The 15,159-nt window shown below is 58.7% G+C and carries 17 protein-coding genes; 10 read left to right on the forward strand and 7 right to left on the reverse strand.

What is annotated here, in order from left to right; all coding sequences use genetic code 11:
• Positions 1-12: 12 nt before the first annotated feature.
• A complete protein-coding gene (hemL, locus tag ABIQ96_RS14110; protein ID WP_348215250.1) occupies positions 13-1,302 on the reverse strand; it encodes a glutamate-1-semialdehyde 2,1-aminomutase in 1,290 nt (429 codons plus the stop codon).
• A 133-nt stretch (positions 1,303-1,435) separates the two neighbouring features.
• Between hemL and ABIQ96_RS14115 the strand changes: the two genes are divergently transcribed.
• Complete coding sequence (locus ABIQ96_RS14115; protein WP_348215251.1) at positions 1,436-2,155, forward strand: hypothetical protein; 720 nt, start codon at positions 1,436-1,438, stop codon at positions 2,153-2,155.
• Positions 2,156-2,187: 32 nt separating this feature from the next.
• Here the strand turns inward: ABIQ96_RS14115 and ABIQ96_RS14120 are convergent, their stop codons facing one another.
• Complete coding sequence (locus ABIQ96_RS14120) at positions 2,188-3,162, reverse strand: D-2-hydroxyacid dehydrogenase (protein WP_348215252.1); 975 nt, start codon at positions 3,160-3,162, stop codon at positions 2,188-2,190.
• 79 nt (positions 3,163-3,241) lie between these two features.
• Positions 3,242-3,688, reverse strand: a complete 447-nt coding sequence (locus ABIQ96_RS14125; RefSeq protein WP_348215253.1) for a YiiD C-terminal domain-containing protein — start codon at positions 3,686-3,688, stop codon at positions 3,242-3,244.
• A gap of 177 nt (positions 3,689-3,865) precedes the next feature.
• Here ABIQ96_RS14125 and ABIQ96_RS14130 point away from each other — a divergent pair, with 177 nt between their 5' ends.
• A complete protein-coding gene (locus tag ABIQ96_RS14130; RefSeq protein WP_348215254.1) occupies positions 3,866-4,510 on the forward strand; it encodes an MOSC domain-containing protein in 645 nt (214 codons plus the stop codon).
• Here the strand turns inward: ABIQ96_RS14130 and clcA are convergent.
• The 3 genes from clcA to ABIQ96_RS14145 all read right to left on the reverse strand — a co-directional run bounded on the left by clcA (position 4,507) and on the right by ABIQ96_RS14145 (position 7,262).
• Positions 4,507-5,823 (reverse strand): H(+)/Cl(-) exchange transporter ClcA, encoded by a 1,317-nt coding sequence (clcA, locus tag ABIQ96_RS14135; protein ID WP_348215255.1) that lies wholly within the window; start codon positions 5,821-5,823, stop codon positions 4,507-4,509. The two genes, ABIQ96_RS14130 and clcA, sit on opposite strands and share 4 nt — an antisense overlap.
• Positions 5,824-5,883: 60 nt before the next feature.
• Positions 5,884-6,312: a ribose 5-phosphate isomerase B gene (rpiB, locus tag ABIQ96_RS14140; protein WP_348215256.1), complete on the reverse strand. Its 429-nt coding sequence runs from the start codon at positions 6,310-6,312 to the stop codon at positions 5,884-5,886.
• A gap of 266 nt (positions 6,313-6,578) precedes the next feature.
• On the reverse strand, positions 6,579-7,262 hold the full coding sequence (locus tag ABIQ96_RS14145; RefSeq protein WP_348215257.1) for a histidine phosphatase family protein: 684 nt from the start codon (positions 7,260-7,262) through the stop codon (positions 6,579-6,581).
• 123 nt (positions 7,263-7,385) lie between these two features.
• Between ABIQ96_RS14145 and ABIQ96_RS14150 the strand changes: the two genes are divergently transcribed.
• Both ABIQ96_RS14150 and ABIQ96_RS14155 read left to right on the forward strand, forming a co-directional pair.
• Positions 7,386-7,808: an organic hydroperoxide resistance protein gene (locus tag ABIQ96_RS14150; protein WP_348215258.1), complete on the forward strand. Its 423-nt coding sequence runs from the start codon at positions 7,386-7,388 to the stop codon at positions 7,806-7,808.
• 239 nt (positions 7,809-8,047) lie between these two features.
• Positions 8,048-9,535 (forward strand): alpha/beta hydrolase, encoded by a 1,488-nt coding sequence (locus ABIQ96_RS14155; RefSeq protein WP_348215259.1) that lies wholly within the window; start codon positions 8,048-8,050, stop codon positions 9,533-9,535.
• A 217-nt stretch (positions 9,536-9,752) separates the two neighbouring features.
• Here the strand turns inward: ABIQ96_RS14155 and ABIQ96_RS14160 are convergent, their stop codons facing one another.
• On the reverse strand, positions 9,753-10,169 hold the full coding sequence (locus tag ABIQ96_RS14160; protein ID WP_348215260.1) for a hypothetical protein: 417 nt from the start codon (positions 10,167-10,169) through the stop codon (positions 9,753-9,755).
• Here ABIQ96_RS14160 and ABIQ96_RS14165 point away from each other — a divergent pair.
• The 6 genes from ABIQ96_RS14165 to ABIQ96_RS14190 all read left to right on the forward strand — a co-directional run bounded on the left by ABIQ96_RS14165 (position 10,158) and on the right by ABIQ96_RS14190 (position 15,119).
• Entirely contained in the window at positions 10,158-10,550 is a 393-nt protein-coding gene (locus tag ABIQ96_RS14165) for a hypothetical protein (protein ID WP_348215261.1), read from the forward strand. The genes ABIQ96_RS14160 and ABIQ96_RS14165 overlap by 12 nt on opposite strands.
• 65 nt (positions 10,551-10,615) lie before the next feature.
• The gene (locus tag ABIQ96_RS14170) at positions 10,616-10,855 is read left to right on the forward strand and encodes a pilus assembly protein HicB (RefSeq protein WP_348215262.1); all 240 of its coding nucleotides are present in this window, start codon (positions 10,616-10,618) and stop codon (positions 10,853-10,855) included.
• A gap of 103 nt (positions 10,856-10,958) precedes the next feature.
• Positions 10,959-11,111 (forward strand): hypothetical protein, encoded by a 153-nt coding sequence (locus ABIQ96_RS14175; protein ID WP_348215263.1) that lies wholly within the window; start codon positions 10,959-10,961, stop codon positions 11,109-11,111.
• Between the two features lie 104 nt (positions 11,112-11,215).
• Positions 11,216-12,079 (forward strand): DUF4238 domain-containing protein, encoded by an 864-nt coding sequence (locus ABIQ96_RS14180; RefSeq protein ID WP_348215264.1) that lies wholly within the window; start codon positions 11,216-11,218, stop codon positions 12,077-12,079.
• A gap of 110 nt (positions 12,080-12,189) precedes the next feature.
• On the forward strand, positions 12,190-13,782 hold the full coding sequence (locus ABIQ96_RS14185; RefSeq protein WP_348215265.1) for a sialidase family protein: 1,593 nt from the start codon (positions 12,190-12,192) through the stop codon (positions 13,780-13,782).
• Positions 13,779-15,119 (forward strand): sialidase family protein, encoded by a 1,341-nt coding sequence (locus ABIQ96_RS14190; RefSeq protein ID WP_348215266.1) that lies wholly within the window; start codon positions 13,779-13,781, stop codon positions 15,117-15,119. The genes ABIQ96_RS14185 and ABIQ96_RS14190 overlap by 4 nt, the downstream gene beginning before the upstream one ends.
• Positions 15,120-15,159 lie beyond the last annotated feature (40 nt).

Consider the following 15,159-nt stretch of genomic DNA (forward strand, 5'->3'; position numbering starts at 1 on the left):
AAATCCGCGCAACTAGATGGTTCCCAACACCTCTTCGAACACGGTGAGCGTGTCATCGAGATCCGGCTCGGTGTGGGCAAGCGAAATGAAGCCCGTTTCGTAGGGTGACGGTGCGAGGTAGATTCCCTTGTCTAGACAGCCCCAGAAGAACTTTTTGAAGAACTCGAGGTCCTGCTTCATGACGTCATCGACATTGACGATCTCACGATCGGTGAAAAAGAGGCAGAACATCGAGCCGACGCGATTGAAACGGTGGGGCACGCCTTTTTCCGTCAGAAGCTGGCGCAGGCCTTTTTCGAAATGCGCGCCGAGTTGATCGAGACGTGCGAAACCGGAGCGGTTGTCGAGTTCGCGAAGCTGGGCGAGCCCGGCCGCCATGGCGAGCGGATTGCCACTGAGCGTCCCGGCCTGATAGACCGGGCCGATCGGTGCGAGCAGGTCCATCACATCGGCGCGCCCGCCGAAAGCACCCACCGGCAGACCGCCGCCGATGACCTTGCCAAAACAACTCAGGTCAGGCGTTAGATTTTCCAATCCCTGCACGCCCGCCTTGCCGAGACGAAAGCCGGTCATCACTTCGTCGAAAATCAGCAGCGCGCCGTATTTCTTCGTGATCGAGGAGAGCAGTTGAAGGTAGCCGGGCTTCGGAAATACCAACCCGGCGTTCGCGGGATAGGACTCGACGATGATCGCGGCGATTTCCTCACCGCGTGCGGCGAAGAGGGTTTCGAGCGCCTCGGGATCGTTGTAGGAAAGGACGATGGTTTTCTCTGCGAAGGCCTTCGGCACTCCGGCTGAATCGGGCTCGCCGTTCGTCAACGCGCCGGAACCGGCGGCCACTAACAAGGAGTCGCTGTGGCCGTGATAACAACCGTCGAATTTCACGATGTAATCGCGCTTCGTAAAACCACGGGCGAGGCGGATCGCGGACATCGTCGCCTCGGTGCCGGAGTTGCACATGCGGACCTTTTCCACGGACGGCACCCAGTCGGTAATCTTGCGGGCCATCTCGACCTCGAACATGTTGGGGATGCCGAAGGAGATTCCGCTCTTCGCCACCTCGTGGATCGTGTTGGTGATGACCACCGGCGCGTGGCCGAGAATGTTCGGCCCCCACGAGCCGATGTAGTCGATGTAGTGCTTGCCGTCGATGTCCTCGATGCGGCTGCCGGCGGCGCGCCTCACAAAAAACGGCTCGCCACCGACGTTGCGGAACGCGCGGACCGGCGAGTTCACCCCGCCGGGGATGAGCTGTTTGGCGACGGCGAATATTTTCTGCGAAAGCGGGCCTTGCGGATTCATGGGCGGGACGATGAAGGAGGATTTCGAAACCTCCAACCGCGAAGAGACGACTTTCCTGTGAATTTTGGGCAAGCCTCTCCCGTCGAAGGAAAATCGGGATTCCGTTTTCCCGGAAATCCCCTACATTGATCCTATGAAGCTGGAAATCCTCGCCATCGTCGCAGCCTGCCTGATCCTTCCCGTCCAGGCCCAGCTCAAGCGCCCTGACCGGAAGTCGCTGCTCGATTCCGATCCCACAGTGGTCTATCTGGAGCAAACCCTGCCCAAGCCCATCGAGCTCAAAGTAATCAAGGAAGCTCCGGTATTTTCCGACAAGGACGGGAATAATCGCCTCGGAGTTCTCAAGGCCGACCAAGTCGTCCGGCTCGAAGCGATCACCGAGAAAATCTACCGCGTCCGCGGCCAGGGAACCCACGACGGCATTTCCGGTTGGGTCGCGCCATGGGCGTTTTCCTCCACCGATCCGGATTTCGTCGCCAATCTCAAAAACCTCTATACGCGCCAGATCCAAGTCCAGAAACTCGTCGCCGAGAACAAACTCGCCATCGGCATGACGCTCGACGAAGTCGGTCTCTCCCGGGGCAAGCCAACCAAAACCGAGCTCCGCAAAACCGCCTCAGGTCAATCCGGTCGCTGGGAATACATCGAATATGAGGATGTGAAAAACTACGTCACCGAGATCGACCGCAGCACCGGCGTCGCCTACCGCCGTCTGGTCAGCGTGACGCGGGTGGAAAAGGGCAAGACCGCCGTCGAGTTCAAGGACGATGTCGTCACCGCCATCGAAGAAAAGGAAAACAGCGACGGTGGTGACGTAAAAATTATCGTCCCGCCACTGGTGTTCCGGTGGTGAGAGACTTCATGTCGTTAGACGACATCACGATTTCACATCACGCGGTCCAACAGCGGCGTTCCGTCCAGGTAGCGGCGCAGATTTCCGAGGAAATGTTTCACCAGCGTAAGCGTCTCGTCGCCATGACCACCGGCAATGTGCGGGGTGATGTGGCAGTTCGGTTCGAGGCGCAGCGGGTGGCCCGCCGGGAGTGGTTCGGGATCGGTAACGTCCAGCCAAGCCGCCGCGAGATGCCCGGAGCGAAGCGCGGCTAACAGATCATCCTGATCCACCGTCGTTCCGCGGCCGATGTTGTGGAACACCGCACCCGACTTCATTTCCGCGAAGCGGGCGGTGTTGATGTATTTGAGGGAAGCAGTGTTCTCCGGCAGGATATTGATGACGTGGTCCGCCGTAGCCAGCGCGGAGGGCAATTGCTCCGGTGTCACGGTGGGAAATCCCTCGTCGCCGCGCGGGGTGCGTCGCATGGCGGTGATTTTCATTTCAAATGGAGCTAACAATTTCACCAGTTCCAAGGCAATCGCTCCGAAGCCGAGGATCACCACGCTTTGACCGCGCAGGGAAGTCGAGCCGCCCCGCAGCCCCAGCCATTCGGCATCACCGTTGGCGGCCTGGCTCTGCAATGCCGCCGGCAGAAAGCGCGACTGGGCCAGCATGAAGGCGAACACGTGCTCGGCACAAGGGGCGGAATAGACGCTTGAGCTGTTAGTAACGATCAACCCGCGCTCCGCCGCAAGCATGCGAAACTCCGGGGTGTCGTAACGCGTAAATCCGGCGGTGCTGACGTGCAGCCATTTCAGCTTTTCCGAGTTGCGGATGCTTTCGACGTCGGGTTGGCCGAACGCGATATCGGCCAACGCGAACGAGGGGTCCGGCTCGGGTTTGGAAAGAATCGACGCGGGCCGGGTTTTCGGAACGATGATTTCATGCGGCGAGGCACCATCGTGCAACAAGCTGGAGGCGGTGCCGGTCAGGTGGGAGTCGGAAAAAATTTTCAGGGCGGTCATAGCGTCGATGGGCGCGAATCTCGCAGCTGTGGACGAGGTTGCAAGCGGCGAACGGGATGGATGCGAAATCGCGAAAATCCTACCTCATCGCGACATATTCGCCCTCGAACTCCACACACACCCGGTCGTCCTCCTCGATCGTCACGACGAGACGAATCCGCGCCTTGTCCTTCTTTGCGAACGCGGCCTTGAACTCCGCCAAAAGCTCCCCATCCGGAGCCTTGCAAACCGCGCGGATGCCACCGCGCACCGGATGAAGGTAGCGCAGCGAACTGCTCTTGATCACGATGTGCGCGCTGCGGTCGCCTAACTGAAGCCAGAGCAGACCGTATCCCGCCAAGGTCGCGATGGCTCCGAGGCTGCCGCCGAACGCCGTTCCGAGATGATTGTGATTTGCCGCCAGCGGTGCCGTTAGAACCAGCGAGCCGCCGGCGATGGATTCAACCTCCACCCCCATCGCCTTGGTGATGGGAATCTGTTCGTGGAGAAACTTGGTTGTCTCCCGGCGGATCGTTTCGTCAGTCATGGCAACTCTGGAAGATTTATTGAACCGCAGATGAAGAGGAGAGTTGGCTGGTAGATGGAAAACGAGTTCATATGCTCGGAGTGTAGTCACGAATCCACGGCACGCACCTGAAATTCTCGAAATCCCGCCGTAAGAAATCGGTATCTTTCTGCCTCCGTCGCGGCTATCAACACGACCATGCAAGTCCTCCACGTGAACCGCTCGCAGCCCCGCACCGTCGTGATCAACGGCAAGGAAATTTACACGGGAATTTACAAGGAGCCGGTGACGGGGCCGGTCCGCGTGAACAAGCTGACGCTGGAGGACGACGTCCAGATCGACCGGCGATATCACGGCGGTGAGTATCAGGCAGTCTATGCGTATCCGATGGAGCATTACGCGCATTGGGAAAAAGCACTCGGCGTGCCTTCATTTCCGCCGGGGATGTTTGGTGAAAATCTGACAACGCAGGGTCTGTTGGAAACGGAGGTCTTTATCGGCGACATCCTGCGTGCGGGAGGAGTCGTGATGCAGGTGACCAGCGCGCGAATCCCCTGCTCAAAGCTCGGCCACAAGCTGAACAAGCCGGCCATTTTGAAATCCTTTCTCCAGAGCGGATTCAGCGGGTTCTATCTCCGCGTAGTGGAGGAAGGAACCATCTCGGCCGGAACGGAAGTGGAAATCATCGAACGCGATCCGCTGAAGGTTTCCGTCCGCGACTTGCTGGGCATGCAGCGGCTGGGCGAAGGAAACCGTGCGTCCCTTGAAAAGGTGATGGAAATCGAAGCGCTCGCGCCGCTCGCCCGCAAGGATCTGGTGGCGATATTGAAGAAGTCTCGTTAGACAGCTGGCTTGCGGTGTCTCAACGCCTCATAGATCGTCGGTGCCCCCATCGCTTCGGCGATGCCATAGGACGTGAGGCATGAGGCGAGCAATGGCAGCATGAATTCATACCGGCCGGTCATTTCCACCATCAGCACGATGCCCGTGAGCGGCGCGCGGACCATGGAGGTAAAAAGCGCGCCCATGCCGAGCAGCGCGAAGACTTCGGGATGCAGCAAGGCGGAGGGCGCGATCCATTCGACCGTCTGACCAAACAACAGACCGCCCAGCGCACCGATCACCAGCAGCGGCGCGAAGATTCCGCCTGCCGAGCCCGAACCATAGGACACCAGCGTGAGGCCCAATCTCACTAACAAAAACACCGGCAGCATGCCGACCACGATCCCGCCGCCGATCGCTTGATCCGCGAGCATCCCGCCGCCGCCGGCCAGTCCCGGCACTTTCCACACGACGAATCCAGCGACCGCCCCGGCGATGGCTCCGGGAATCCATTTCGAGCGGGTCAGCCGTTCGAATAGGTGGAGGCTGAGCATGATGGCACGGTTGAAATAGACGCCACCCACTCCGGCGATGACTCCTAGCAAAAGGGCGAAAGGAAGCTCGCGCAGATCCATCACAGGAAGTTCGCGAAGATTGAAAACAGGCAGATCTCCCGCCAGCAGGCGGCCCACCACATCGGCCGACACCGAAGAAATGAACGCCGCGACGAACACGACGGGGGTGAAGTTTCCCTGGAGCTCCTCAAGCACGAAAATAACGCCCGCCAGCGGAGCATTGAACGCAGCAGCGAGGCCCGCACCGGCACCCGCGCTGATCAGAGCCTTCTTTTCCCCGAAACCCGTCTGAATCCGGAACCAGCGGGCGACCATCGCTCCTACCCCGCCGCCCATCTGGATTGTGGGACCTTCACGGCCGAGGGCGAGACCGCCGCCGATGCTGAGCACCGCAGCGAGAAATTTCACTGGCAGCAGACGCTTCCACCGCATTTCCTTCTCTCCTAGCAGAACCGACTGCAGGTGGGGAATGCCGCTGCCCGCCGCTTCCGGGGCGAACCGGCGCACCAGCCAGAGTCCGAGCCCTCCGGCGGCTGCTCCCCCGAGCAACGCCAGCGGCAGCGCGATCCACGGATTTACACCGGTCAGCGCATCGGACCGGAGATGCTCGATTTTCTCTAAAGTGAGCCGGAATGCCGAGGCGATCAATCCCGCCACAATCCCCACCACCAGCGCCTTCGGCAGGATGTGGCGGCGCTTCACTTCCGCTTCGTTCAGGCCACCGCCTGTTTCATGGATTTGAGGATCAGGAAACTGCACGCTCGAAGCATGTGGAAAATCCGGCCTCCTGACAACCCCGGGATCCCCTAAGGAAATGATTCACTGGTCGAGCGCCTGGATGCGTTCCAAATGCCGGCCGCCTTCGAACTCCGTCGTTAGAAACATATCCATGATCGCCAACGCCGTCGGCAGATCCATCATCCGCTCGCCGATCGACAGGACATTCGCATCATTGTGCAGTCGGGTCAGCCTGGCGGATTCCAGATTCCAACAAAGCCCGCAACGGACGCCCTTCACGCGGTTGGAAGTCATCGCCTCGCCGTTTCCGGAGCCACCGAGTACGATGCCGCGTTCGAATTTCCCCGCCGCCACCGCCTCCGCGACGGGACGGACGTAGGTCACGTAGGAAACCGGCGCTTCGGAATCCGTTCCGAAGTCGGTGACGTCGTGGCCCGCGGCCTTGAGATGGGCGATGATTTCCTGCTTGTAGCGGAAACCGGCGTGATCGGAACCGATGGCGATTTTCATAAGGTTGAAGTCTGTTCTAGAAATCAAGATGGGTAGAAAGAATTTTTTTAACCACAGATGGACGCGGATAAGAGGAGAAGTTGAGAGTGGGTGGTTGAGAGTTGAGGGAAACAGGAAAACCCATGAATTTGAAATTGATCATCTCCTCTTCAATCCGTGTTCATCTGCGTCCATTTGACGAAGTATTTGAACAAATCAGTTCGTCCATGTCCGCTGCGCTCCCATTGCGGTTTAATAAATCTTCCTCCGCTTTTTCAAATAGCTCCTCATTGGTTCCACCATTTCGACAGGCAGGCTCCGGCGGGTTGCGGCAGCGCCAGCCCGGCTTCCGAATAGTGGGAGGTGTCGTTGAACAACATCAGCCGCGCCCTAACGGCATCCTTGAAATCCACGATGTTCAGCGCCGCGGGGTCCTGGTCGAGATTGTCACGGTAGCGCCGCGGATCGAATCCTAACAACGAACTCAACAGCAGCCGGATCGTCGCCTTGTGCGAAACCACGATGACCGGGCTGCCCTCGTGCCGCCGGACGATTTCGATCAATGCGGGCAGGGCGCGGGCCGTCACCGCCAATCCACTTTCGCCGCCTTCCGGCGCGAAGGTGTAGGGATCCTCTCCCCATGAGGCGGCTTCGGCGGGAAATTTTTCCTCCACCTCATGCCGGGTGAGTTGTTCCCAGTGGCCGTGGGAAATTTCGCGCAGGCCGTCGCGCGGCTGGATTTCCAGATGATGCGGAGCGGCGAGGATGCGAGCGGTTTCCATCGTCCGGCCCAGCGGCGAGGCATACACCGCGGCGACCGGCACATCGCGCAGCCGTTCCGCGAGGCGGCCGACCTGCTGCCTGCCCTCGTCGGATAGAGGGACATCGGTCGCTCCGGCGAAGCGGTCTTCGGCGGTCAGGATCGTCGCTCCGTGGCGGATCAGGAAAATGCGGGTCAGTGGTGCTGGCATGGATTCGAAATGATCTGGAAGCTTGCGGATCGACCGTTCCATGCAAATCATGGCGATGATTTCACCCGGATGGTGAAATATTAAACACAGTCCAAACCAAAATCACTCCCCAATCCCCCTCCCATGAAAATTCTCTACACCACCCAGGCCACCGCGACCGGCGGCCGTGAAGGCTCCGCGAAAACCGCCGACGGCGTCCTCGACGTCGTGCTCTCCACGCCCAAGGAAATGGGCGGCTCCGGCGGGCCCGGCACGAATCCCGAGCAGCTTTTCGCCTGCGGTTATTCCGCCTGTTTCCTCGGCGCTCTGAAATTCGTCGCGGGCAAGGCGAAGATCCACATCCCGGCGGACGCCACCGTCACCGGCAAAGTCAGCTTCGGCCCGCGCGATGACGAGAAGGGATTCGGCATCGAGGTGGAACTCATCATTGCGGTTCCCGGTTTGGATAAAGCGACCGTCAAGGATCTCGTCGATCAGGCGCACATCGTCTGCCCCTACTCGGATGCCACCCGCGGCAACATCCCGGTGACTCTGACGGTCGCTTGAGAATTAGAAGAGTTTTTTAACCGCAATGGGAGCGCAGCGGACATGGACGAACTGACTCATTCAAATACGTCGTCAAATGACGCGGATGAACACGGATAAGAGGAGAAGTTGAGAGTGGGTGGTTGAGAGTTGATAGAACGAAGAAGATCCACGGCTTTGAAATTAATCATCTCCTCTTCAATCTGCGTCCATCTGTGTCCATCTGCGGTTGAAATCCTCTTTCTCTTTCCTTCCTCTTCATGAAAGCGGTTATCATCCTCTGCCTGTTCGTCGCCGCCTGTGCTCCGGCGCGGCTGGAGCATTTGTCGGTTAGGCACCATTCCGTGACCGCGGCCTCCGACCTCACGCGGGCTTTCGATGGCGCGCAGGACGATGCGGCGATGCGCAGTCTCGGCAATTGGGTCGCGGAGAATTTCAAATCCGTCCCGCCATCATCGCCCGCCGGCTACCGCGTGAAATTCGCAGCGGCCACGCCCGGTGTTTTCGCACCCGGTTATTTCGACCGGCTCGAACCCGCGTCCCGTTACGAAGTCCGCGGGTTGAAACACCACCACGTCGATGGCATCGGCGTGCCGTTGGTCGGCATCCGCGAGAACCATGGCAGCAGTGCCGTGGAAAAATGGTATCCGCCGGAAGGCATTACCCGCGCCGTCACCGCCGTCGCGATTCCCGGCAGCTCGCGGGATTCGGTGAGAAATGTCGAGATCCGGCTCATCGACCGGATGCACACGGAAACGTTTGGAAAAAACCACGCCCTGCTCGCTGCGGATTTCACCGTGCCCTTCACCGCGCTGTTGGAGAAGACCGGCCCCCTCGACCAATCGGCCTTCACCTCGCTGGTCGGCCTGAAGTCGGATCGCGAGGCGGGCTTCGCGCTGATGGAACCCTACGACCCTAACCGCACGCCGCTCATCCTCATCCACGGCCTCATCTCCACCCCGCTGGCTTGGGCGGAACTCACCAACGAACTGTGGGCCGTGCCAGAGGTGCGCCGCCGCTATCAGATCTGGCATTATCTCTATCCGACCAATCCGCCCGCGCTCTACTCCGCCCGCGTCATGCGCGGCAAGCTCGACGAACTGCGCCATTTCCTCGATCCGGATGGCAGGGATCCCGCCATGCGGCGCACCGTCATCGTCACCCACAGCATGGGCGGCCTGCTGGCGAAGACGCTGGCGGTCGAGCCGAAGGATGCGTTCTGGGATGCGGTTTTCACCCGTCCGCTTTCCTCGCTGAATGTCACGCCCGCCGAGCATGCCACGCTGGTCGAGGCGTTTTATTGGAAACCCCGTGGAAATGTGGACCGCATCATATTCTGCTCCGTCCCCTTCCGTGGCAGCAATCTCGCCAACTCGTGGATCGGCCGCGTGGCAAACCTGTTCGTCGCGCCCAGCCCGCAGTTCCAGGACTTCTTCCGCGAAGTGGAGCGGAAAAACCCGGGCATGCTCCAACCCGACTACGCCTCCCTCACCAAGGGCAAGGTCAGCAGCGTCACCGCGCTCGCGCCGCACCAGCGGTCGATGGAAATCCTCGACCAACTCCCGCTGACCGGCGGCACCAAGGCCCACATCATCACCGGCTCCATGGACTTCGTCGTCCACCGCTCCAGCGCCACCGTCGCCGATGCCGAGTCCAACATCGAGGTCCCCGCAGGACATGGGTCGTTCCATCATCCTAAGGCGATCGCGGAAATTATTCGTATTCTGGAACTGCCGGACGCACGGTAAGGCGGTCCAGATATTGCCGCCTGTTCTTCCTGTTGGAACTTATGAAAATCCCTCCGCAGCGTCTATCAATTCCTGACTTGCCATCCCGACACCGGTCCGTAAAATCCCTCCAATCCGGCAAAATACACAGTTCACCTAAAAGCTGCCCACCTGTCCGATGGTCATCCGGTGATTTCGAAAAACAACTTCCCAACAATCATTGGCACCCCCTCCCACATCAAACGATCCGATTGACAGCGATCCAAATCAGGAACACCTTGGCGACCATGAAAGTAAGGCAACCGTCTCCGAAAACCATCGCGATCAGCAACGCGCTTTCGAGTGCGCCGCCGAAGAGATTGCCTGTTGAACAGGTCAGAGCCCAGGTGATCCAACACCTTTCGGAATCGAAATTGGAAATCTTGAGAGCTGGGCACGAAACAAAGGGGCGCTGATCCACGAGAGCGTTGCTGACGCCCTGCCGCTTGTCTCCAACAGCACCAGCGAGCATGAGGTCTTCTATCGAGCCGAAGATGACCGCGCCGTAAAACGAACCTGGCCGGGTGTTTACGGACAAATACCCGTCCCTACCGTTGGCAGGCTGGAACGCCGGAATGCCACGCCATCCGAATATCTCCGGCGGATGGCGCTCCACATCGAAGTCTTTGCCAGCGATTTGCGCCTTGAAGGCGTGACGATTTCGGACAAGCCCAGCATGATCATCGGTCAGCCCTCCGGCCAACCGTCCATAGTGATCTCGCAGCGCTGGTATAAAAAAGACGGAGTCGCGACCAACGAAGCCATTCACCACCTTTTGGCTGAAGAAGGATTTCGGCCGGTGCCATCCTCCTACTTTGGCTGGTACCGCCCCGAAGACGGAGTTGTCATTGTCGATGCAAAACCGGACAACTTCATCAGGACCACCGAAGGCCTCCTCGCCATCGATCTTCAAATGGCCCAGTTCACCACCGATCAGCTCGCCGCCGCAGGCCTTCGCTCGGATCCGGCCTCACCCGTAATCTACATTCCGCGCTGACAAGCAGATCACCCGAAGTCCGCAAACCGCATTGCAGCCTTCAAATATTCTCGTACTTTCCTCCCATGAAACCCGAAGACCGTTACCACCGCTTCGTCCACTGGTCCGATGAGAATCAGTGCTACATCGGCTATTGCCCGGACCTCTACTTTGGCGGCGTATGCCACAACGAACAGGAAGAGCAGACTTACGCCGAACTCTGCGCCATCGTCCGCGACGAGATCGCCCACCGCCTCGCCAAAGGCGAAACACTGCCCGAGCCCGCCGTCAGGGCCACACGGGATCTGGATTTCGCAGCGGCTTGATCTCTTTTTCGTTACGGCCCAGAGACCACTCGCCCGCTCGAACATTTGCCGATAGAAACCCTCGACCAACTGGCCGCACCAAGGCCACCTCATCACCGACTCCATGGACTTTGTCATCCACTGCTCCAGCCCGACTCTCGCCAATGCCGAGTCCAACATCAAGGTTCACGCCGAGCGTGGCTCGTCTCATCATCCGGAGGTTATCGCGGAACTTGTCCACTACTCTAGCAACCGGACGCGCGGCGAAGTGATCTAGGCATTCCTGCCTGTTTTTCCCTTTGCTCCACCTTCACGAAGATCTAGCCGTCGAAATTCACCTCCTAGTATAGAGTCCATCAAATATCCGAAAGTGATCGTATCGTGAAGAGAAACAGAAAAACCGAACGACATCACTACGTTCCTCAATTCTACCTAAGACATTGGCATAATGAACGGAAAAAACTTTGGGTTCACCCGATTAATGGAAACGAATTTTATCAATCAGGATCGCATTCCGTAGCTTTTGAGAAGGGACTTTACGCGACGGAGACGCTACAAGATCTTCAAGCCTTTGATCAAGAGGCTGATTTAGGAAAGCTGGAAGCCCTGTTTGCTCCAAGATGGTCTGATTTATTTGAAAATATCGCGGATCCGCGGAGAAAAAAGAATATTGCCCGGTATCTCTCTATTCAACATTTGAGACACCCTTCTCGACTGGAAGAGAACAAAAAGCGGAACTTCGCTATGCTTGAGCTGCTTTCCAGAGCGCCTGAAGCACAAGAAAAAATTGAAATTCAGACATTGGATGGAATCACGTCGATCGTTAGAATTAAAGATTATCGCGATTTCCTTCAAGACCCTTCTCAAAATCACTCAATTTTCATATGGGGGATGCGTTCCTTGACTGAGGAGCTTTCTGAAATTCTATTCCAACGAAGGTGGGGTATCGTGGAATCACCCTCGCCCTTTTTCGTCACAAGCGATTCTCCTCTAAAGCTTTGGCGAGGCGGGGCAAAAAGCCCAACATTTGGTTTTCGAACACCAGGTACCGAGATATTTTTCCCAATCACACCTCAAAAACTTCTCGTGATTTCAGATGCGTGGCCACACGACTCGTCTCATATTTCCCAGAAAGATTTCCCAGCATTTGCTAGAATGACACCAATTCCATTCAACGTCCCTCAAATTCAAGCTGCAAAAAGATTCGTATTTAGCGCAACTCCCTTAATACCCGGAATTATCTGAGGCCGTGAGCGGGTATTATGTTCGGTATCTACGAAAAATGTTCGGTATCTACGAAAAAGCCGTAATCCTTGACCTCCCGCGGTAAACACGGGATTTTCAGGGAAACCCCGATGAAATCCTTGTTCATCATCGTCACCCTGGCTTGCGCAGCATTCGGCAGTCCGCCGCCGCCCGGCGTGGTGATCGATCATAGTCCGGCGGCGTCGGGACAATACATCGGCTCGCCTTCGCTATGCGTCCTGCCGAATGGCGACTACCTCGCGTCGCACGACGTTTTCGGCCCGGCGACGAAGGAGCATGAGGATGCGACCGGGCGGATCTTCCGTTCCAGCGATCACGGCAGGACGTGGAAACACCTCACCGATCTCAAGGGCTTTTTCTGGCAGAATCTCTTCGTCCACCGCGGCGCGGTCTATGCGATGGGCACCAACCACCATCACGGCCAGCTCGTCATCCGCCGGTCCACCGACAACGGCGAGACATGGACCCAGCCGACCGATGCTAACAGCGGCCTGCTCGCCATCGGCGAATGGCACACCGCGTCGGTGCCCGTCATCGAAAGCAACGGCCGTCTCTGGCGCGCGGTCGAGGACGCGATGAACGGCACCAAGTGGGGCGAACGCTATCGGGCGCGGATGGCATCCATCGCGGCGGATGCGGATTTGTTAGCCGCCGCCAACTGGACAATTTCCAATCCCCTCGCCCGCGATCCGTCATGGCTCGGCGGGAAATTCGGCGCGTGGCTCGAAGGCAACGCCGTCGCCGATCCGCAGGGCAACATCATTGACCTGCTGCGGGTGGATATCCCCGACGGATCGGAAAAAGCCGCGATCGTTAGAATCAGCGCCGATGGCGGGACCGCGACGTTTGATCGGGACAAGGGCTTCATCGACTTTCCCGGCGGGGCGAAGAAATTCACCGTCCGCAAGGATCCCGCCGGACCGGGCTATTGGTCGCTGGCGTCGATTGTTCCCGCCGGCACGGCACTCAAACCCGGCGACACTCCCGGCAGCGTCCGCAACACGCTGGCCCTGGTTTACAGCGCCGATCTCGTGAAATGGGAAACCCGCTGCATCCTCCTGCGGCATCCGGACATCGCGAAGCATGGTTTCCAATACGTCGATTGGCAGTTCGAGGGAGACGACCTCATCGCCGCCTGCCGCACCGCGTGGGACGACGACGAAGGCGGCGCGCACAACAACCACGACGCCAATTTCCTCACCTTCCACCGCTGGAAAAATTTCCGCTCCCTCACCTCCAAGGACGACGTGCCGATGCAGGAGTCCGCTGCCATCACGACACGTGGCAAGGGACTTTCCATCACCGGCTCCAACTACGAAATCGCCCGGCTGGAAAACGGCGAGACCGCATTCAGCAACCGCGCCTACCGCTGGGAAAAACTGCCGGACGAACTGATCGGCAAATCATTCACCCGCCTCGCGGGCGGTGTCGATGCGGTCGTCGAGGTGACGGCGGACGCGGATTCCACCCTTGTGTTAGCCACCGCTCCGACGCTGGCCGGAACCAACCTTGGCGACTGGGAAAAGACCCGGCTCGTTTTCCGCTACACCGATCCCAAGAAAACAGCAATGCAGGTGTTCAGCCATCCATTGAAAAAAGGCGCGACACTCAAACTGCCGCAGGGAAACTGGAGCGGCTCGATGCTGATTTTCGAACCCGAAGTTTCATCTCCGTCCAAATGAAAATCCGTTTTATTCCAATCGCGGCGCTGCTGTTGGCATCGGCGCATGCCGAAGACGCCATCGAGTCGGCGAGCTACCGTTATTTCATGGTCCAGGAAAAGGACGGTAAGGTATCCGAAGTCCTCCCGCTGATAGAGACCGATCCGCCGCAGTGGGCGAAGGATGTTTCACAGAAGAAGGCGGATTGGTCGGGCGGACCAAAGGCGGATGAAGCGGTTTTCAAAGGTCCCGTGCCCTTTGTCATCGCGTCGACCGAAGCCGGGGAAACATTTCTCAAGCACAACCACCAGCCGTCGATCACCTGGCTGGACAACGGCGACTTGCTAGCGATCTGGTACACCACCGGCGAGGAGAAAGGCACGGAGCTAACCGTCCTCGCAAGCCGCCTTCGCGCGGGTAAATCCGAGTGGGATCCTTCGAGTGTTTTCTTCAAGGCGCCGAAGCGCAACATGCACGGCTCGAGCATTTTCCGCGACGAAAGCGGCAAGCTCTATCACCTCAACGGCGTGGCACCCGAAGGAGCGACCGGTTGGGACCGCCTTGCCTTCCTGATGCGCACCAGCAGCGACAACGGCGTGACCTGGACGCAACCGGTCGTCGCGGGCTCCGAATACAAGAGCCGCCATCAAATCATCTCCGGCAGCATCATCAACAAGCAGGGCGTCATTTTACAAAACTGCGACGCCGTGCCCGGCAGCGAAGGCGGCACCGCACTCCAGATCAGCAGCGACCACGGCCTGACGTGGACCGATCCCGGAGCCGGCAAGCCCGCGCCGGATTTCAAGGCGGGTAGCACCGGCGAAGGAACCATCGCCGGGATTCACGCGAGCATCGTCGAACTCAACGACGGCCGGATCATGGCCTTCGGTCGCGGCAACTCGATCGACGGCCACATGCCGCGCAGCATTTCCGCGGATTCGGGAAAAACGTGGACCTACGATGCCAGTCCGTTTCCACCCATCGGCGGCGGCCAGCGGTTGATCCTGAAACGGCTCAAGGAAGGTCCTTTGCTATTGGTTTCCTTCACCTCCGGCGACCGCACCAAGCCCCGCGCCACCGGCATGGAGTTTCCTGATGGAAAGGGCGGCATCTTCACCGGGTACGGCATGTATGCAGCGCTCTCCTTCGACGACGGCAACACCTGGCCGACACGCCGCCTCCTAACACCCGGATCGGGAACCTACGACGGCGGCGCATGGACTGGCTCCTTCACCGCCACTCCCGATCAAGCGGAACATGCCGGTTATCTCGCCTGCACCCAGACGCCGGATGGGATCATCCACCTCATTTCCAGCCGCCTGCATTACCAGTTCAACCTGGCGTGGTTGAAGAAATGAGATTTTAGAAACTAGAATCAAGAAGCCAGAAACAAGAAAT

This window comes from Luteolibacter sp. (assembly GCF_039920825.1).
GTDB lineage: Bacteria > Verrucomicrobiota > Verrucomicrobiia > Verrucomicrobiales > Akkermansiaceae > Luteolibacter.